The 18,758-nt window shown below is 62.3% G+C and carries 12 protein-coding genes; 4 read left to right on the top strand and 8 right to left on the bottom strand.

Annotated features, from left to right (window positions below; translation table 11 throughout):
- Nucleotides 1–28: 28 nt before the first annotated feature.
- The 3 genes from HV675_RS03075 to HV675_RS03065 form a co-directional block, all read right to left on the bottom strand.
- A complete protein-coding gene (locus tag HV675_RS03075; protein WP_377700516.1) occupies nucleotides 29–868 on the bottom strand; it encodes an ATP-binding cassette domain-containing protein in 840 nt (279 codons plus the stop codon).
- Between the two features lie 38 nt (nucleotides 869–906).
- Nucleotides 907–2,082: an ABC transporter permease gene (locus HV675_RS03070; protein ID WP_175109289.1), complete on the bottom strand. Its 1,176-nt coding sequence runs from the start codon at nucleotides 2,080–2,082 to the stop codon at nucleotides 907–909.
- Nucleotides 2,083–2,211: 129 nt separating this feature from the next.
- Complete coding sequence (locus tag HV675_RS03065) at nucleotides 2,212–3,258, bottom strand: sugar ABC transporter substrate-binding protein (RefSeq protein ID WP_175109288.1); 1,047 nt, start codon at nucleotides 3,256–3,258, stop codon at nucleotides 2,212–2,214.
- Between the two features lie 267 nt (nucleotides 3,259–3,525).
- On the opposite strand from HV675_RS03065, the gene HV675_RS03060 reads away from it, so the two are divergent.
- The 4 genes from HV675_RS03060 (at nucleotide 3,526) to HV675_RS03045 (ending at nucleotide 6,819) form a co-directional block, all read left to right on the top strand.
- Nucleotides 3,526–4,407, top strand: a complete 882-nt coding sequence (locus HV675_RS03060; protein ID WP_175109287.1) for a MurR/RpiR family transcriptional regulator — start codon at nucleotides 3,526–3,528, stop codon at nucleotides 4,405–4,407.
- Nucleotides 4,400–5,422, top strand: coding sequence for an inositol 2-dehydrogenase (gene iolG, locus HV675_RS03055; RefSeq protein WP_175109286.1), 1,023 nt, complete (start codon nucleotides 4,400–4,402; stop codon nucleotides 5,420–5,422). The genes HV675_RS03060 and iolG overlap by 8 nt, the downstream gene beginning before the upstream one ends.
- Nucleotides 5,419–6,471, top strand: a complete 1,053-nt coding sequence (locus HV675_RS03050; protein WP_175109285.1) for a Gfo/Idh/MocA family oxidoreductase — start codon at nucleotides 5,419–5,421, stop codon at nucleotides 6,469–6,471. The genes iolG and HV675_RS03050 overlap by 4 nt, the downstream gene beginning before the upstream one ends.
- 120 nt (nucleotides 6,472–6,591) lie before the next feature.
- Nucleotides 6,592–6,819 (top strand): sulfurtransferase TusA family protein, encoded by a 228-nt coding sequence (locus HV675_RS03045; protein WP_175109424.1) that lies wholly within the window; start codon nucleotides 6,592–6,594, stop codon nucleotides 6,817–6,819.
- A 43-nt stretch (nucleotides 6,820–6,862) separates the two neighbouring features.
- Here HV675_RS03045 and HV675_RS03040 read toward each other — a convergent pair whose 3' ends face one another.
- From HV675_RS03040 to HV675_RS03020, 5 genes are all read right to left on the bottom strand, one after another.
- Nucleotides 6,863–8,590: a ShlB/FhaC/HecB family hemolysin secretion/activation protein gene (locus HV675_RS03040; protein ID WP_175109284.1), complete on the bottom strand. Its 1,728-nt coding sequence runs from the start codon at nucleotides 8,588–8,590 to the stop codon at nucleotides 6,863–6,865.
- A 65-nt stretch (nucleotides 8,591–8,655) separates the two neighbouring features.
- On the bottom strand, nucleotides 8,656–8,958 hold the full coding sequence (locus HV675_RS03035; protein ID WP_175109283.1) for a hypothetical protein: 303 nt from the start codon (nucleotides 8,956–8,958) through the stop codon (nucleotides 8,656–8,658).
- Between the two features lies 1 nt (nucleotide 8,959).
- Entirely contained in the window at nucleotides 8,960–10,255 is a 1,296-nt protein-coding gene (locus HV675_RS33035) for a hypothetical protein (RefSeq protein ID WP_175109282.1), read from the bottom strand.
- A 104-nt stretch (nucleotides 10,256–10,359) separates the two neighbouring features.
- Complete coding sequence (locus HV675_RS03025; protein ID WP_175109281.1) at nucleotides 10,360–10,656, bottom strand: hypothetical protein; 297 nt, start codon at nucleotides 10,654–10,656, stop codon at nucleotides 10,360–10,362.
- Nucleotides 10,657–10,659: 3 nt separating this feature from the next.
- Nucleotides 10,660–18,660, bottom strand: coding sequence for a hemagglutinin repeat-containing protein (locus tag HV675_RS03020; protein WP_175109280.1), 8,001 nt, complete (start codon nucleotides 18,658–18,660; stop codon nucleotides 10,660–10,662).
- Nucleotides 18,661–18,758 lie beyond the last annotated feature (98 nt).

Raw genomic sequence — 18,758 nt, 5'->3', positions numbered from 1 at the left:
GCTTCAGGTGCGGGGCGACGGGTGCCGCTCAGATCGTCGCACCGTCGAGTTCGGCGATCATCTTCTGCATTTCGGCGCCGCCCGCCATCATGTCGAGCACCTGTTCCTTGCTGATCGTGTCCTTCGTATAGGTGCCGAGCGATTTGCCGCGATTGAGCAGCGTGAACGAATCGCCGATCGGATACGCGTGATGCACGTTGTGCGTGATAAAGATCACCGAGATGCCTTTCGCGCGCGCCTTGTGAATCAGCTTGAGCACATTGAAGCTCTGCTTCACGCCGAGCGCGGCGGTCGGTTCGTCGAGAATCAGCACGCGCGCGCCGAAGTGGATCGCGCGCGCGATCGCGAGACACTGCCGCTCGCCGCCCGACATCGTGCCGATCGGCTGATGCGGGTCGCGCACGTGGATGCCCATTTCCGCGAGCTTGTCGCGCGCGGTTTGCGCGCTCGTTTCGAGATCCATCACGTTGACGAGGCCGAACAGCTTTTTCTGCGGCTCGCGGCCCATAAAGAAATTGCGCGCGACGGAAAGCAGCGGCACCAGCGCGAGGTCCTGATAGACCGTCGCGATGCCGCGGTCGAGCGCATCTTTCGGCGACTCGAAATGCACCGGCTGGCCGTCGACCAGATACTGGCCAGACGACGGCGCGTGCACGCCCGCGAGCGTCTTGATCAGCGTCGACTTGCCGGCGCCGTTGTCGCCGAGCAGGCAATGCACTTCGCCGCGTCTCAGGCGCAGCGTGACGCCGGACAGCGCAATCACCTTGCCGAAAAACCGGCTGACGTTCTCGAGCGCGAGAATGGTGTCGCCGCTGTCTGCAGCCGGGCTCGGCGTGGTGTTCGTGCCGGGGTTGATCACGTCGGACATGGTTGTCTCCTTGCTCGTGTCGGTTGCGATGTGCCGGGTTACGCCTGAGACACGCGGCGGCGCACATAGTGGTTGAACAGCACCGCGAGCAGCAGCATTACGCCGAGGAACACGCGGAACCAGTCGGAACTGACGTCGGTGTAGGTGATGCCGATCTGCACGACGCCGAAGATCAGCGCGCCGAAGCAGGCGCCGATCACCGAGCCGTAGCCGCCGGTCAGCAGCGTGCCGCCGATCACCGCGGCGATGATCGCTTCGAATTCCTTTTGCAGGCCGCGGTCGGCGGCGGCCGAGCCGATGTCGGACACCTGCAGCACCGCGAACAGGCACGAGCAGAATGCGGTCAGTACGAAGAGCGAAATCTTCACGCGCTTGACCGGCACGCCGACGTTTTTCGCCGCATTCGCATCGCCGCCCACCGCGAGAATCCAGTTGCCGTAACGCGTCCTGGCAAGCACGAACGCGCAGATCGCGGCGAGCGCGAACCACCACAGCAGCACTTTCGGAATGCCCGGCACGAGCGGCTTGCCGTCTTCGAGCAGCGTGCCGATGCCCATATGCGCGAGCCAGGTGAAAAGACCGTGCAGTGCGACGCCGTGAAACAGGAAGTTCGTGACCGGGTCGGCCTGCGCGAGGTCGCCGACGCCGGAGATGATGGTGCGGTCCGCGACCATGATCGACAGCGCGAGCGTGAGGCCGCGCAGGATAAACAGGAACGCGAGCGTGACGATAAACGACGGCAGCCGCGTGCGCATCACGAGGTAACCGTTCAATGCGCCGAGCAGCATCGAGCCGACGAACGCGAAGACGATCGCGGCCCAGATCGGCCAGTGAAAATAAACGGCGGGAATCGCGACCATCATGCCCGCGAAGCCGATCATCGAGCCGATCGACAGGTCGAATTCGCCGGCGATCATCAGCAGACACGCGCCGACTGCAAGAATGCCGAGATAGGCGGACACCTGCGACCAGTTCATCACGCCGTCGAGATTGAACATGCCCGAGTGTCCCGCGCTGATCGCGAACACGAGGAATACGAGCACGGCGCCGGAAATGGCGGCGAACTCCGGCCGGTTCAGCAGATGGCCGAACCACGATTCCTTGCGCACGCGTTCGTCCGAATGCGCGGCCGCGGTTTGCGCAACGGGCTGTGCGTCGCCGTTGTTCGACGCGTCTGCTGCATGCGAAGGAAAGTGTTTGCCGGCTGCGCCCATGAATGTCTCCTCAGTGAATGACGCGGCCCGGGGCGTGTGTGCGGCGGCGACGGGCGGAGCGAGGTCCGCCGGTGCCGCGCCTGTGCGTTGCGCGTCCGGTGCCGCGTACTGCTGGCTACTCGAGTTGAATCAGCGGTACTGGCCCGCGTACTTCACGACCTTGTCGAGATTCGCCTTCGTGATAAAGCCCGGACCCGAACGGATGTCCTTCGGACCATACGACGGTTCGAGGCCATAGGTCTCGAGACGCGCCTTGAACTTCGGATTCGCCTGCAGGATCTGGCGGATCTTCGCCGGATCGGTGGTGTGCTCTTTCTTCGCGATCGCGAGCACCGCGACCGGGATATAACCCTGCAGATACGGCTGCTGGTCGATCGCGAACTGGATCGTGCCGGCCTGAATCGCCTTCGCGATGTCGTCCGAGAAATCGAACGTGCAGAAATAGATCTTGCCCGCGAGGCCCATCTGCTGAACGGCCTTGAGCGTCGCCGCGGCGGGCACCGGACCGAGCGTCAGGATCGCGCCGGTGTTCGGATGGTTGCGCAGATAGGCGCTGACCTTCGACTGGATTTCAGTCGGATCCTGGCCCGAATCGATGGTGGACGTCTTGTAGTCGACGCCGATTGCTTCGGCAAAGCCGCGGCAGCGGTCGAACGACACCGCGTTGGTCGCGATGTGGTTCACGCACAGAAACGATTTCACGCCGGCAGCCTTCGCCTTTTCGCCGGCCGCCTTGCCCGCGACATACTCGGGCTGGCCGACGTGCATGATCGCGCCGAGTTTCTCGCTCTGCTCTTCGGTGCCGGAGTTGATCGTAACGAGCGGAATCTTCTTCGCGGTCACTTTGCCGATCGAGCTCTTCAGCACGTCGTAGTCGGCGATGGTGGTGATCACGCCGTCGTAGTTGCGCGCCGCAGCCTGCTCGATCAGCCGCGACATATCGGCGATGTCGCCGTTCGGCGGGTTGCGATAGTCAGTTTCGACGTTGAAATCTTCGTCGGCCTGCTTGATCGCGTTCTTGATCGTGTTCCACCACGAGTCGGAATCGGGCGCGTGACTGATCAATACGAAGTGCGCGTCGGCCGCCTGAGCGGGCGATGACGCCGCGAAGCCCAACGATATCGAAAGCGCTGCAAAAAGCGCCGTGAGTGAACCCTTGCCTCTGCAAAGTTTCATTGTCTCCACCTTTCTCGGTCTGTTCGTTTTTAAGGGGAGCGTATCGCGCACCAACTGATTTCGACGGCACGCCATCGCTCACGACCAAGATTAGGTCAAGTTCGGTAGTGATGCAATGGAAATTTCACGAAAAATAAAATTGGAAAATACGTTCCATTTGGTGGGTGGGCTGCCTATAATCGGCAACGTCGGACCGCTCACGGCGCGGCTTGCAAACGCAGGCGCAGCGCGGCTTTTGCGACGCAACAGAGCACTGAAGGAATGGCCATGGCCGAAGAAAGCACAGAAGAACTGCCGAGCGTCGATGAATTGATGCAGCGCATCGCGGAGAACTACGAATCGTTGCCGCGTCAGCTGAAAAGCGTCGCGACGTATATCGAGCAGCATCGCGGCAGCGTGATGGTCGATCGCACCAGCGATATCGCCACGAGCTGCGGCGTGCACCCGTCCGCGGTCGTGCGCTTTGCGCAGCGTTTTGGTTTTTCCGGGTTTTCGGATCTGCAGGCGGTGTTTCGTCAGGCGTATACGGGGCAGGGCGCGCAGTCGCCGAGCTATCAGCAACGTATTCGCAAGCTGATCGATGAAAAGCCGGGGCGCGTGTCCGGCGGCACCGTCGCGCGCGAATTCATTGCCGCATGCCGCGGCGGTCTCGACGAACTCGATGCGTCGCTCGACGACGCGCAGTTCGATACCGCGGTGAAGATGATGCAGCAGGCGGACAACATCTACGTGGTCGGGGTGCGGCGCTCGTTTCCGGTGGCGAGCTATATCGTCTATGCGTTGCAGCACACGCCGAAGCGCGTACATCTGGTGTCCGGCTTCGGCGGTATGTATCGCGAACAGATTCGCAGCGTGAAGAAGGGCGATGTCGTGATCGCGATCAGCTTCGCGCCGTACGGCAAGGAGACGCAGTACTGTCTGCGCGTCGCGCATCACCATCAGGCGCAGACGCTCCTGATCAGCGATAGCCAGCTGTCGCCGCTCGCGCGCTACGCGACCACGCAACTGTATGTGAAAGAGGGCAGCGCATTCGCGTTTCGCTCGCTCACCAGCACGATCTGCCTGTGCCAGGCGCTCTTTATCGCGCTTGCGTACAAGCTGGAATTGAACGTCGAAGAATCGAAAGACACTGGAGGATACGATGACTGAAGTGGGTGGAGGCAAAGCGATCGACGTGGCGGTGTTCGGCGCGGGCCGCATCGGCCGGATTCATGCGGCGAATCTCGCGCGGCAGCCGGGCGTGCGGCTCAAATACGTGGTCGATGTGAATCGCGATGCGGCTGCGGCGCTGGCCGCGCAGCACGGCGCGCAGGTCGCGGACGTGGATGGCGCGATCGGCGATGCGTCGATCGGCGCGACCGTGATCTGCTCGAGCACCGACACGCATGCGGAGCTGATTCTGAAATCGGCCGCGCAGAAAAAGCATGTGTTCTGCGAGAAGCCGGTGGACCTGACGCTCGAGCGCGCGCGGGCCTGCGCGGACGCGGTCGCGAAAGCGGGCGTGGTTTGCATGATCGGCTTTCAGCGCCGCTTCGATCCGACCTTCGCGGCGGTGAAGGCGCGTATCGACGCGGGCGAGATCGGCACGCCGGAAATGCTCGTCGTGACGAGCCGCGATCCGGGCGCGCCGCCGGTCGAGTACATCAAGCACTCGGGCGGTATTTTCAAGGACATGCTGATTCACGACTTCGATATTTTCCGCTGGATTCTCGACGACGAAGCGGACACGCTGCACGCGACCGGCAGCTGCCTGTCGGATCCGGCGATCGCCGATGCCGGCGATATCGATTCGACCGCGGTGACGATTCGCACGAAGCGCGGACGCCTGTGCCAGATCAATACCGCGCGCCGCGCCGCGTATGGCTACGACCAGCGCTTCGAAGTGCTCGGCAGCGACGGCATGCTGCAAGCGGGCAATGTGCGGCCGACTGAAGTGGTCGCGTATTCGAAGCGCGCGGTGTCGAGCGATGTGCCGGAGGCGTTTTTCCTCGAGCGGTATCGCGCCGCGTATGCGCTCGAAATCGCCCATTTCTTCGAAGCCGTCACGCAAGGCAAGCCGGTGCGCACGACGGTCGCCGACGGCCTGAAGGCGCTCGAACTCGCTGAGGCGGCCACGCGCTCGTGGCGCGAAGGGCGTGCGGTGAAGCTCGACGGGGCCGCATGATGGCGGCGCCCGATTCCCTGCAAGGCGCGCCGCTGCGCATCGGCGTCGTGGGCCTTGGCCGGCTCGGCAAGCGGCATGCGCAGAATCTCGCGTATCGCGTGCGCGGCGCTACGCTTGCCGCGGTGTGCAGCCCGCTCGACGAAGAACTCGCGTGGGCGCGCGGTGCGCTGCCGGCGCCGCGCGAGTATCGCGACTACGCGGCGCTGCTGGACGATCGCGACGTCGACGCGGTGTGGCTCGTCACGCCGTCCGCGCTGCACGCGCAGCAGATCGTCGATGCATTGCGCGCGGGCAAGCACGTGTTCTGCGAAAAGCCGCTGTCGCTCGATCTCGCCGAATGCGAGCGCGTGCTCGGTGAGGCGCAGCGCCAGCCGCATCTGCAGGCGACGATCGGCTTTATGCGCCGCTTCGATCCGAGCTATCGCGATGCGTACGACAAGATCCACGCGGGCCTGATCGGCCGGCCGTTTATGGTGCGCTCGCAGACCTGCGACCAGAACGATCCCGACGGCTTTTTCGTGCGCTTTGCGCCGTCCTCCGGCGGCATTTTCCTCGATTGCACGGTGCACGATATCGATGTCGCGCGCTGGCTGCTCGGCAAACCGAAGGCTAAGCGCGTGTACGCGGCCGGCACGGTCGCGCTGCACGACGGCTTGCGAGAGTTCGGCGACGTCGACAATGGCGTGGCGATCTGCGAGTTCGAAAACGGCGGGCTCGCGATGTTCTATGCGTCGCGCACGATGGCGCATGGCAACGACACCGGCAGCGAAGTGATCGGCACCGCGGGGGCAATGGCGATTGGTCGCAATCCGCGCGTCAATCGCGTTGAGATCGCGGATCGGCACGGCATTCGCAACGAGTGCACGCCGACCTTCTTCGACCGGTTTGAAGACGCGTTTCTGCATGAGGCGCAGGCCTTTGTCGCGGCGGTGAAGCAGGGGCCGGGCGGCGAGCAGGGCGGCGCGACGCTTGCCGATGCGCTCGAGGCGACGCGCATTGGCAGCGCGCTGCGGCGTTCGCTGGAAACGGGGCAGGCTGTCACGTTGTAAGGGCGGCGCGGGGTGAGGTACCGCGTGGGGCGCGGCGGGCAACAGGCGCGTGCGGTAGAATTTGACGCTTCTGCATGGCGTCGCCGCGACGCCTCACCCCGAAGGCCCTTGCCGATGGAAATTCAGATTCACAAGGAAGTCGACGCGCGCGGACTGAATTGTCCGCTGCCTATTCTGCGCGCGAAAAAAGCACTGGCCGATATGGAAAGCGGCCAGATCCTGAAGGTGCTCGCGACCGATCCCGGTTCGCAACGCGATTTCGCCGCATTCGCTAAACAGACCGGCAACGGTATCGTCGAAACCTCGACGCAGGACAAGACGTTTGTCTTTTTGATCAGGCGGCGGTAGAGAAGGCACAGCGCGAAAGTTTGCCCGGTAGCCAGACGTGCCTTCAGAGCCTGGCTGTCAACGCGACACCGACCGTCACACGCGCGGTGGGAAATCCTGACGGTTTGTAGATCGGCGCTCCTGCGAACAGATCGTAGGAGACGCCGGCATACTTCGCCGGCACGCCGCCGCGCATGCCCAATACCGCGCCCGCCAGTTGCGTGCCCACCAGTGCCGCCGTGTTCGGACCGAACACGCGCCCGTAATCGATCCCCGCATATAGCGTTTGTCCAGTTTGCAAGACTGGCCATTGCAGTTCGTTGCGCCAGTAGAAGCCGCGTTCGGCCGCGAGCATCGTTTCGCCATCGAAGCCGCGCACGGTGTAGCGGCTGCCGATGGTCAGGTCGTCGATGTAGAACAGCGTGTCTTTCGTGAACTGGCCGTGCACCGTTCCAACGTATCTGAAGCCCTGACCGCCAATCGCGAATGGAACCGAGAGGTTCGCGTCGAGGACGGCCATGTGGAAGCGGTAGGTCGGGCCGTCAGGATACGGGTCCGCCGTCGCGCCAAAGCCACCGATGCCCTGACGGTAGGCAAGCGTGCCGTCGAACTGCGCCGCGCCGAAGTAATGCCGATCTGTCGCGCCGAGTTCCAGGAAGGTGTTGTTGCGGGCCTGCGTTGGGAGGGTGGTGTCGTCGATGAAACTGTCGCCGAAGCGCTTCGATAGCTGAACGTAGCCGTTGAACACGTCGTTCTGGCCGCGTGAGAGCACGCGCGCGATGCGCAGCGCCGCGGTTTGTGAATTCCCGCTTGCAACGAAAGTCTGGTTCACGCCCGCGATGTTCTGGTAGTACGTGTTCGTGTAGCCCGATAGCGTCGCGCTCCAGTACCCCCAGGGAATGGAATACGAGCCGTTGAAGCCATGCGAGCCGAGCGACTTGTTGCCGAACGACAAGTCCTGGTTTGCGCCCACCGTGAAGATGTCGTTTAGCCCGAGCGGGTTGTCGATGCCGAGACTGACGTTGCCTTGCCATTTGCCCGTCGAGTTTGTGCCCGAGTTATCGACTGAAGCGACGAAAGTCCAGGGCTTCCCACGTTTGACCGTGAGCATAACGTCGCTCTCGCCCGGTACGTCGGTTGGCCGGATTTCCATTTTCACGTCCTGGCTGCTGACGCGCTTCATCTGCTCAAGCCCCTGTTCAAGATCGCGCAGGTTCAGAGAATCACCGCCGCGCGTCGGATAGGCGGTCTTCCAGGTGCCCCACATCGACGGGTCCGCGAAGGCGATATTGCGCACAATACCGGGCACAAGCGTGAGTGTCAGCGTTCCGCCCGTCAGGTCTTGCGGTTGCACGAGTACGCGCGTGGTGACGTAGCCGCGGCTCAGAATGGCCTGCTGTAGTCCCTTCGTGAGCGTATCGATGCCTTGCTTGCCGATACATCGCCCCTTGTAGTGGTCGAGCCATTCGCGAGCAAACGCGAACGGGTCGAGCGGCAAAGCCGATGCGCCTTTTTTCTGAGTCGCTGCTGGTAGCGACTCAAGTACGTTGAGGGAGAACGTGTCGATGCGGAAGCAGGGCGACTCGTGCGGAAGGGCGGGATATGCTTCGATCTCCGGCAGGTCAGAGCGGACGATGGGCGCCGATACTGCTGCTTCGCGTTGTTGCGCGTCGCGACGTTGTTGCTGGTTTTGTTCTGTTTCTATGCCGCCCAGGGTTTGGGCCTGTGCGATGGGCGCGAGAGTGACCAGGGCTGTGAGCGGCAGTGCCGCCAGCCTCTTTCGGAAGTTCATGCGAAGTAGTCTTTCTTGTTGATGAGTGGGGTGTGATCCGTAGAACCACGCCCCTAGGAGTCTTGTTATACAGATCGCGAAAGTAGTGAGCAGAGTTTTCCAACTAGCTCCTTCGCGTCCTGCTTATATCGCTCATTCCAAGGGTCGAGCCAAACATCCGGTTTCCCGTCTGACTCCCACTCATCAAGCGCGAGGGCGTTCACAATCTCAAGCTCAAACCAGCAAGCCTGATACTCCGATTGCATTCTTTCGTTAGTGAAATTTCTTGCATCGCTCTGTAAAGCTTCGGCACCGCTCACGAAGCGCGCGTACTTGAAATGATCGTCTGCTGCCGACTCAGCTTGAGCAAGGATTTCTACTACGTTCATATCATTTCCCATATTTGACAGTCACAACCTTGCCTGAACTATTTGTTACGACGGAGACGTTGTTTGTTGAGTCGTAGAACACGGTTGCTCCGCCACGGCTCGGGGTGGCGACTCCAGTTTCAATTGCATTTTGAATCACCGATGGCGTCAACCCGCGATCCTGCATACGATCAAGTGCGTGACCAGCATAATCGGTCCCATCAACGTTTGCCGCTGCATTTCGCGTAGGTTGATATGCCGGATTCTTCGGTTGGTTAAATTGGTTTGCCTTACTACCCATAGGGAGCGAAGCTTCAGAATTGTTACGCGTCGACGCCTTAGCATCATCGCTTCCGCTGTTAAGCGTTGCGTTGCTCGGAACATACCCTGGCGTTCCAGGTGTTACCGCGGGCACGACCGCGCACAGCGGAGGCGCGCATACAGCAACCGGAACCGCCGATCCACCTGTCGCGGGCGGCTTTGAGTTTCCGCCTGGTCCGTTCAGATCATCGGGATTCACGTACGAACCTTGCGGACCGTTCGCATTCACCAACGCGACGAACTGGTCGGCTAGATTTTGCGCACCACGTCCGGCGCTCGAGAGCTGGTCGCCAATCCAGTCTAGCGCTTGGCTCCCGGTTCCTCCAGTGCCTTTCTCGTTCCCGGTACTCCGGTTGTACAGGTCGGCATTCGACGCAGCAAACGCGCCAGTCGTGCCTACAGCGATAACCGCGCCGCCGAGGCCCGCCAGTACGTTCGACGCAATATTTTCAGCAGTCATCGAGCCGGTCGCGTCGCCAATCGAGTCAGCAACGCCGTTGAGCTTGCCCGCAAGAATCGCAGCCGTGCCCGCGCCAGCCGCGCCCTGAGCGGCGCTCCCAATGCCTCCGCCGCCCACGCCAGCGACGAGCGCGCCGCCCGCGACGTGAAGGCCGACGCGATTCGTCCCGCCTTCAGCCCACGAATCGGCCACCGCCTGATACTGCGCGGCGAGATCGGCATTGCCAGCCGCCGTGGCTGCGTCTGCCTGCTGTTGCGCGTCATTCTGCTGCTTGTCTGCATACGCGCCGATGCCTTGCGCGACCGTCTGCCCCGCAGCCTGCGCGGCCTGCATCGTGTCTGCCTGCTGGTTGAGGACGTTGTTCACGTCCGGCGTGTTCGCCACCTTGCCGTTCGTGTCCGTCGTGTCGCGGGAGAGGCTCGTCACGTCCTGCGTCTGGTTCGAAGCATTCGTGATGCTGATCGCGCCCGCACTTATTGCGCTGCGCGTCGTCGCACTCGAATCGCCGCTCTCGTTCTGCGAGATCATCGGCGTCACGCCGCCCGACTCGCTCACCGAACCGGGGCCGACTGCCTTGCCCGTATTGCCAATGCTTGCCCGCGCTTTTCAGAAATTGGCTATCTACGAGCGTAGGCGACGCACTAATCCATCTTTGCGCGCTGCCAGCGCCGGCTTGTCGATGTGCGCCACGCATGCCAGCCAAGGGGAAGGTCGGCAAGCTGCGCAATTGTGCTATCGATCCTAAAAATCGCTTCCAGGCTTACGATGGCTGCTTCTCCTTCCGCTGGAGGCTCGGCGTCCTTTGTGTGAAATTGCCACGCGCCATCGTCAGCGTCGTGTGTGACATAGGCGATCCAATCGTGTCCTTGCACAATTTTTCGATTTGCGATGACCGCCACGTTTGGCGGATCGGCGAAAGGCCAATTTCCTGAAGTCATATGCTATTTGTTCGATTTCTGTCGATTCTGATCGCGTGAAAGCACTTGAGCATTGCTGTAGCTGTTCGTTCCCTGAGCGCCATCCGCATCCGCTGCATTTCGAGGAACGATATGATCGATTTGCGCTTCATTGGATGGCGGAGTTACTCCCTTCTGACTCTTGGTTGGCATCACAAGCTCGGCTCCATCCATATCTGATCGTAGCACTCCACCGTTGCTTTCCATGTTTTGTTGATAGATTTTTTGCTTTTGGGCTGCTGTGAAATTCTTCCCCGGACCGACTCTTGGAGAGTCCGTGAGATTTGAGTAGGGACCATTCCCGCTGCCGTCAATACTCGCCTTATTCTCTTCACTGGCGCCACTGTTAAAAATCGCGCTGCCGGCTGCATAACCCGATACATTCGGTGCTGGACTCGCAGTCTGTGCTGCGCCCGAATCGACAAGTACCGCACTCGGACTTGCTGCAGGCGGTTTACCACCACCCGCACCGACGACTGCACTCAACCCGTTTGCCGCGCCTTGCGCCATCAGGTCAGACGGCGGCTCTGACATCTTCGCCTTTGCATCGGCCTTCATTCGACCGGCGAAATCATTTGCTGCCGATCCCATTGCATAACTGAAGGTATCAACTGGATGCGTCGCCGTCTGCACGATTGCATCCTTCAGTCGCGCCGCGAGATCGGCAGCCTTTTCGACAGCCGACTTCTCGCCGGTATCGTGCCCCTGGTTATACAGGTTCACATTCGACGCCATCGCTGCACCGGCGCTGCCACCGATAATTCCTCCCGCCAGCCCCGACAGGATATTCGCGCTGACATTGCCAATCAGCGACGACCCCGTCGCATCCGTCACGCCGTCAGCAATTCGCTGTGTCTGCGGGGCCAGCTTCGACGACAGCGCCGCACCCGCCGCGCCAGCCACGGCACCGAATCCGCCACCGCCAAGCCCGCCAATCAGTGCACCACCGCCCGCCTGAAGAATGGCGCGATCATCGCCGCCTTCCTTCCAGCCCTGATAGTCGGCATACGCCGCAGCCGCGCCGTTCAGATCGCCGCTGTCGAGCGCCTTCTGCATCGTATCGAGCGCCGCATCGCGCTTCATGTCGGCATACGCGCCGATGCCTTGCGCGACCGTCTGACCTGCAGCCTGCGCCGCCTGCATGGTGTCACCCTGCCGGTCGAGGATGTTGTTCACGTCCGGCGTGTTCGCCACCTTGCCGTTCGTGTCCGTCGTGTCGCGGGAGAGGCCGGCCACGTCCTGAGTTTGAGCGCCCCGGTCCGTGACGTCGATCGTGCCCGCGCTAATTGCGCTGCGCGTCGTCGCACTCGAATCGCCGTTCTCATTCTGCGAGATCATCGGCGTGACGCCGCCCGAACCGCTCACCGAACCGGGGCCGACTGCCTTGCCGGTCACGCCAACACCCACACCCGCACTGATACCGTTGCTGTTCGCCGAGTAGCGCGACTGGTTCTGGATATCGCTATAGGTGAGCGTCCCGGTCGTCAGGCTGTTTTTCGACGCATCCGCCGTGCTGGAAATCACCGCGCCGGTCAAACCCGTGTTGCCCTTGACATTGACGCTGAATCCGCCATCGCCCGCCATGATCCCGGCCTGCTCGTTGACGCCCGCATAGTCCGAATCCGCATGGCCATTCTGTGCGCTGAAACTCGCGCTGCCGCCGCCCTGGCTGATCGTGAACCCGCCGCCCGTGCTGCTCTGGTGCGCGGCGCTGTACGTCACGTCCTGCATGCTCGCGATGTTCAGATTGCCGCCAACGTCGGCGGTAACCTGCTTGCCGGCAATCTGCGAGCCGACAATGTTCGTATCGCCGCCCGAGATCACCGTGACGCTGTTTGCACCCGTGACGTGCGAAGCGTTCTGGATCAAAGCGTCACTGTTCGCGTCGCCATGCGCGTTCGCCATCGCCGCCGAAACACCAAAGCCGCCGCCCAGCGTGTACTGCACACCGAAGCTCGCGCTACTGGAACTGTTCGAACTACGCGTCGAATCGGTGTCCGTCGCATTGGTGACGTTGACCTTGTTCTTTGCGGCAAGCACGACATCATGCGCGCTTACGTTTGAACCAGCGATGGTCAGGTCGCCGTTGGTCGCGACGAACGCAGCGGTGCCGCCGGCCTGAACACTGGAGCCGCGTTGCGTCGTCTGATCTTCCGACCACTGGCTTTCGCTTTTGCTCGAACCGATGCTGACCTTGATGCCGATATCAGGCTTGCCGTCATCGGCAAGCGTCTTTACCCCCATGCCGGCAATCGCGGCATTGCCAACCGCCGCGATACTGTGCAGCGCCGCTGCGCGATCATTGCCTGTGCTGGTCGAACGACCAACCGCCTGCGACTCCGAATACGCGTTGTTGATCGCATCGCCCATCGCCCCTGCAAGACCAATCGCGAGACCGCTGCTGCTCGTCTTCTGGCTCCGGCTGTTGTGGCTGGTATCGGTTGCCGGGTCGATGATGACGTTCGCGCCCGAACCCGTGATGTTCTGCGCGGCAATCAGGTCGCTACCTGTGACATGCAGGGTGTTGCCCGCCTGAATCGAAACACTACCGTTCAGCGAGCCGACCGTACTCGCGTTGTTCGTGACACTCGACGCCTGATCAGTCGTCGCGAGTTTGTTCGTGCCGACCGTAACGGTCAGCCCGCTCGCGCCGAGACCCGTGCGCTTCTCCTGATAACTGCCCGACGACTGCATGGCATCCTGCGTCGTGGTGATGTTCACGTCATGCGTGGCACTGAGCGCGACATCGTTCGTGCCGACGATGGTGCTCCCCGCGACGTTGATGTCCTTGCCGCTTGCGATGCTGACTGCGTCCGCAGATACCAGGCTGCCCTGTGAAAGCGTCATCGTGGTATCGCGCGAACTCGATACTTCCTTGCCGCTCACGACATTGCTGTGCTTGTGCTGTTCCTGTGAGTTCTCTACGTGAGTTTCCGTTGCCGCGCCGATGTTGACGTTGCCCGCCGCCGCAAGCGTCGCCGTCCCCCTGTCGAGACTGATCGCGCTGCCGTTGACGTTGATGTCCTTGCCTGATGCCACAGTCAACGAATTGCCGGCGCTAAGCGTCGTCGCGGTCAATGAATCGTCGGAGCGGTGCAGCGATTCGGAATAGCTGCCGTGACTGTCGCTGCCCGAACTGTTGCTGTCGGTCGTCGAGGTGGCTTTCGCCGCTCGAAGCGTCACATTGCCATTCGCTGCGACCGTACCGCCTCCAGCGAGATCCAGGTTTGCGCCTGTCGCCGTCAGGTCGCCGCCCACGCCAATAACCGATACACCGCCGACGTGCACGTTACTGCCGGTCGTCTGGTTGATGTTCGTGTTCGACACGCCGTTCGCGCGCTCGACGACCTTGTGCTCACCGGTCTGCACGGAGCCGATGTCGTAGTTGCCGCCCACCGCCATGCCGAGATTGCCGCCGACATTCAGGTTGCCGGCATTCTGCTGGAAGTTGCCGCCTGTCACGATGGCGGCGTCGCCTCTCACGTTCAGGTTCGCCATCGGCCCGAGCGTGGTGGTGGTGCGCGTGGCGCCCGTCGCACTGACCTGGTCAACGGTCTTCGCCGCCGTATTCAACAGCAGGTCGCCGCCTGCGTTCAGCGCGAGGCTGCCGGCGTTCACGGACGCGGACGTGAGGTCGACGTTGCCCTTCGTCGTCAGCGACATCAGGCCGCCGCTTTGCAGCGTGCCGAACGCGTTGTCGATCTGGTTGCCGTGGATCGACAGCGTATTGCCTGCCTGCACCGTGCCGCTGTTAGTGAAGGTCTGCGCGTTCCGGATGTCGATGTCGGTCGCGGCGATCAGCGGCCCATTCATGTTTTGCTGGCTCGTCTTCGCGAGATAGACGACCGGCACGAGCACGGACTGCCCGTCAATCACCTGGGTTTGCATGATGATGACGTTGCTCGTGAGCTGTGCCACCTGTTCTGGCGACAGACTCATGCCGAGCGGCAGGTTCAGCGACTGCGAGAGCGATGCACCTGCTGCGAGCAGCGACTGGTACATCGCCTCAAGATCGGTGTACGGGCCGAGCACGGCCTTGCCGGTGAGCGCCGTTACCTGGTTGCGTACAAGCTGCTGCTCGTAGAAACCATCGCCGAGACGCTTTTCGGTCGTTTGCGGATTCAGGCCAAGCTGTTGCAGGTAGTAGTCGCTCGAGATGAACGTCTTCTGGTTTGTGAAGGCCGGATTCGTTTCAATCAGCCAGGTCGCACCCGGTGTGGTTGCCGGGTTGAACAGACCACCTTGGGGCACCGTCAGGTTTTGCAGAACGCCCTGGGCCGTCGCGGTTGCGTTACCGCTTATACCGCTGACGTTCACCCCCGACATTGCTTGCCCAGGCGCGAGAGCCATCGACGGAATGCCCGCGTTACCGGCCGTATTGTCGATGCTGATGCCCGACCCCGACAGCGTGCCGCCTGCGACAAAGCTCGATTCGTAGGCAGGAAGCGAGTAATGGCGGATGTCGGCCGGCGCCGCTTGTGCGTAGCCGCCAGGCCCGGAGCCTGCAAACGGCGCATCGCCGAACGGCAAGGTCCAGTCGTGCTCGGAGTTGTCGTAGTTGTTGTAGTGGTAGTAGCCCGAATACGTGACTTGGACTTCAGGCGCGCGCTGGCCTCGCCAGCTATTCTGGTCGAGCGAAACAGGCGCGGCGATGTTGCCGGCCGCCGTGACTGCGCTCCAGTAGTTCTGCAACAGGCCGACCGTCGACGCATCCAGGTTGCCGCCCGCGATGATCTGCGCCTGCGGGCTGATAGACGCAATCGCGTTCGCGAGCGCCACGCCTGCGTAGGTCGTGTACTGGTAGCCGCTGTTCCACTGCCCGCCGTGCGGCGGCTCGATATTGACGCCGCCGATCATATTCGGGTTCGCGTCGGACCAGCCCACGTTCTGGCCGGAGCAGGCCGCCATATCGACCGCAGTGCATCCGGACAAGCTGACGCCGAGTTGATCGAGCAGCGCGGAATCGACCGGTTGATTCAGGCCGGTCGTGGTCATCGTGGTGCGCGTGTTCGTGACCTGGCCGGCGTGCAGTTCCATGTCGCCGGCCGACTCGATCAGGCCCGACTGGTTGCGGATCAGTTTGGCGTTCGTGTAGTTGCCGTTGCCATCCTTGCCGCCTGCCAGAACAACCTTGCCAAGACCGTAAATTGCGGTCGTCGCCTGCGTGTCAGTTGTCGTCGTGTCGTCACGGTTCTCGATGTCCCGCGCGAGCAGTTCAAGCGTGCCGTTGCTGTCCGTCGCGCCAATGAGCGCGGTCGGCCCGACGTTGGATATCGTGCTGTTCGCGTTGAGCGAGACGCTGCCGCCGACCATCGCGCCCGCGTTCTTCAAGGTGTTCGAGTGTGTCGTGAGCGTGCCGCCTGCCATCATCACGCCGCTGTTCGCGGTATCGCCCGCGTTGATACCGAGGTTGTTCGCCGCTTGCAGCGTCGCGCCATTGCTGAATGTACCCGGCAGGGTAAAGGTCAGGTCATGGCCCGCGGCGAACTGCAAATCCGGCGTCGGCGCGAAATCGCCCTGTACGCTTACCGCGACGTCATTCGCCGCGCTGTATGCGCCACCACCTGTAAGTGCCGCAGCATTGATGGACAGGTTATGCGTTGCCCCGATCTGTCCATTTGTGTTCGTGACCGTGCCTGTCGTCCTGATGGCGACATCGCCATTCGAGCCGGTCAGGTTGCCGATCCGGCCGCTGCTGTTGTCGACTGTGTCCGCGAGCACCGTGACGTTCGCGCCGCTTATCTGTCCACTGCGCTGGCGGTTCCGCGTGTTCACGAGCATCGAAGTATCGACGATGACGTTGCCGTTACCCGTCATCGCGCCGCCCGTGTTTACGGTCCGGCTGTCCCCGTGTAAGGTCGTGTCGCCCGTGCCGAGGTTGCCGGCAAGACCGTTCGTGTTGTCGATTGACCCGGCCTGAATGTTGAGCGTGCTCGCGTCGCCTGCTGCACCCGTTCCGGACTGGATCTGTCCGTCGGTGTTGCTCAGCGTGCCACTGGTCGTCAAAGACGCTGACGAGAGCGAGCGGATAGCACCCTGCGTATTGTTCACGTCGCCCGCGACGTTCGCCGCAATATTGCCCTGTGCGGCCAACACGCCGTTTGTGTTGTTCAGGCTGCCGGCCTGCACGGCAAGCTGGCCCGCAGCGATAATCCGACCGCCGACGTTCGAGAAGAGGCCCGTGCCGTTGCGCGGCGCAATCGTCAGCTTGCCCGTTCCGGCGTCGAGGATCGTGCCGCCGTCGTTGATGAGCAAGCCTGGGGCAAGCGTCAGGTCTGTACTGTTGGTCTGAAAGGCGCCGCCGTTTGAATTGTCGAACATGCCGCTGATGTTCAAGACGATCGACGACAGGCCGTATTGCGTAATCGTGCCGCCGTGGTTCAGCAGGTTTGTTGCGTTCAGCGTGAGCTGGTTCGCTTCGATGTCGCCGCCGCTGTTGTCAAGCGTGCTGCCGATCGTTACCGTGAGGTCCGGCGCGACCATCCGGCTACCGCGGTTCGATAGCGCGCCCGCCGCGACGGTCAGTGCGCTGCCCGAGGACATTACGCCGTCGTCGTTGGTGAGCGTGCCGCTTGCGCGCGCGTCGAGCGTGCCGCCCGCAGTCGTGGCTGCGCTCGACAGGTTCAGGTCGCCTCTGTTCGCCGCGATCTCGACAGCGCCGTTTGCTGACGTGGTGCTGCCGGCGAGATCCACGGCCGTACCGCTGATGGTTGCGCTGCCGCCTGCCGCATTGCTGCCGGTCGCCGTGACCGCGCCGGACGCGCTCACATTCAGGTCGCCGGACTGCGCCAGTGAACCATCGCCGTTTACCCCCGACGCGAGAGTACCGGTCGAATTCACCGAGCCCGCGCTGACCGCCGTGTTCTGCTGCGCGGCGACCATGCCGCTGTTTGTCAGTGTGCCGCTCGTGCTCAGGCTGACGTTCTGTTGCGCGTAGGTCGTGCCGCTGTTGTCGATGCCATCGCGCGCGCTTACGCTGATATTGCCGCTTGCGTTCTGCGTGCCTGCAAGCACGAGCCGGCCATTGGACTGAAGCACGAGGTCGCCGGCATTCGCCGCTACCACGCCCTTGAGCGAAACACCAACACCTGCCTCGGTGCCCACGAGGAAGATGCGGTTCGCGTACATCCCGCCGAGATGGCTCACGTCAATGGAGACGCCCGACGCAGGGCCGTCGCCCGCAATCGGTGTCGCGTTCAGCGTGTCGTGGTCGACATGGTTCGCGCCCGTGATGACGTTCAGGTTCTTCGCGTAGATGGCCGCGTTCGCTTGTACAGCGCGGGCCAGAAAATCGACCTGGTCGACGTTCGACGCGTTCAGGCCCGCGCCGCTGACCGTGATGTTGCCGCCTGTGACGTTGAAGCCCGAGACCGAGCCATCGGCGGCATAGTCAGGCATACCCGTCGTCAGAATGGCTCGGCTCGTATTGATGAATCCGCCGCCATTGACCGAGATGCCTGACGGATTCGCGATGATCACTTCCGCGCGATTACCCGCTGTTTCGAGAAACCCGTTCAACTGCGAAGCGCTCGCACTGTTGACCTGGTTGACGATGATCTTCGCAGACTGGCCCGCCGCGAAGTTCGGATTGCCGTTGATCGTGCCGGCCTGTTGCGTCTGGACGATGGTCGGCGAGTTGTTCAGGATCGCGCCGTTCGACTGCACGTCGAAGCGGTTGTACGTGTTCACCGATACGCCCGCGCCGGACGGGCGATTGATGTTGACCTGATCGAGCCCGTTGGGTGTCTGGATGACGTTTGGCGCGTGCGCCCCGCCTGAGACTATCTGCGCGAATGCGAGCGCCGGTAGAAGTGACAGCAGCGCGGCCGGCGCGAGGCGGCGCAATGACTGGCAAATTCCCCGCACACCGGCGGCACGCCCTGTAGCGCGCGTCTCTCCAGCCTTGCTCGCCGCTGAAGCCGTTTCTTCAACGGCGACGAACATGTTGCGCGAGCAACTATAGACCAACCGGTAACGACGATTCATCGACACAACCCCGCTGCAAGCAAGCCGTCAATTTTGCGGGTTGGGTCAAAAAAATCCGTCAAGTCTTGTCAAGAAACGGGATTTTGGGATTTTTCCTA

It is taken from the genome of Paraburkholderia solisilvae (assembly GCF_902859875.1).
Lineage (GTDB): Bacteria > Pseudomonadota > Gammaproteobacteria > Burkholderiales > Burkholderiaceae > Paraburkholderia > Paraburkholderia solisilvae.
The sequence above is the reverse complement of the archived record's forward strand: the minus strand, read 5'-3'. Positions and strand labels throughout refer to the sequence as shown.

What these genes read in the sequence shown, in the direction of transcription:
- HV675_RS03035 (WP_175109283.1), bottom strand. Translation starts at nt 8,958, where the DNA reads ATGAACGTAGTAGAAATCCTTGCTCAAGCTGAGTCGGCAGCAGACGAT.
- HV675_RS03025 (WP_175109281.1), bottom strand. Translation starts at nt 10,656, where the DNA reads ATGACTTCAGGAAATTGGCCTTTCGCCGATCCGCCAAACGTGGCGGTC.
- HV675_RS03075 (WP_377700516.1), bottom strand. Translation starts at nt 868, where the DNA reads ATGTCCGACGTGATCAACCCCGGCACGAACACCACGCCGAGCCCGGCT.
- HV675_RS03060 (WP_175109287.1), top strand. Translation starts at nt 3,526, where the DNA reads ATGGCCGAAGAAAGCACAGAAGAACTGCCGAGCGTCGATGAATTGATG.
- HV675_RS03050 (WP_175109285.1), top strand. Translation starts at nt 5,419, where the DNA reads ATGATGGCGGCGCCCGATTCCCTGCAAGGCGCGCCGCTGCGCATCGGC.
- HV675_RS03070 (WP_175109289.1), bottom strand. Translation starts at nt 2,082, where the DNA reads ATGGGCGCAGCCGGCAAACACTTTCCTTCGCATGCAGCAGACGCGTCG.
- HV675_RS03040 (WP_175109284.1), bottom strand. Translation starts at nt 8,590, where the DNA reads ATGAACTTCCGAAAGAGGCTGGCGGCACTGCCGCTCACAGCCCTGGTC.
- iolG (WP_175109286.1), top strand. Translation starts at nt 4,400, where the DNA reads ATGACTGAAGTGGGTGGAGGCAAAGCGATCGACGTGGCGGTGTTCGGC.
- HV675_RS03020 (WP_175109280.1), bottom strand. Translation starts at nt 18,660, where the DNA reads ATGAATCGTCGTTACCGGTTGGTCTATAGTTGCTCGCGCAACATGTTC.
- HV675_RS03065 (WP_175109288.1), bottom strand. Translation starts at nt 3,258, where the DNA reads ATGAAACTTTGCAGAGGCAAGGGTTCACTCACGGCGCTTTTTGCAGCG.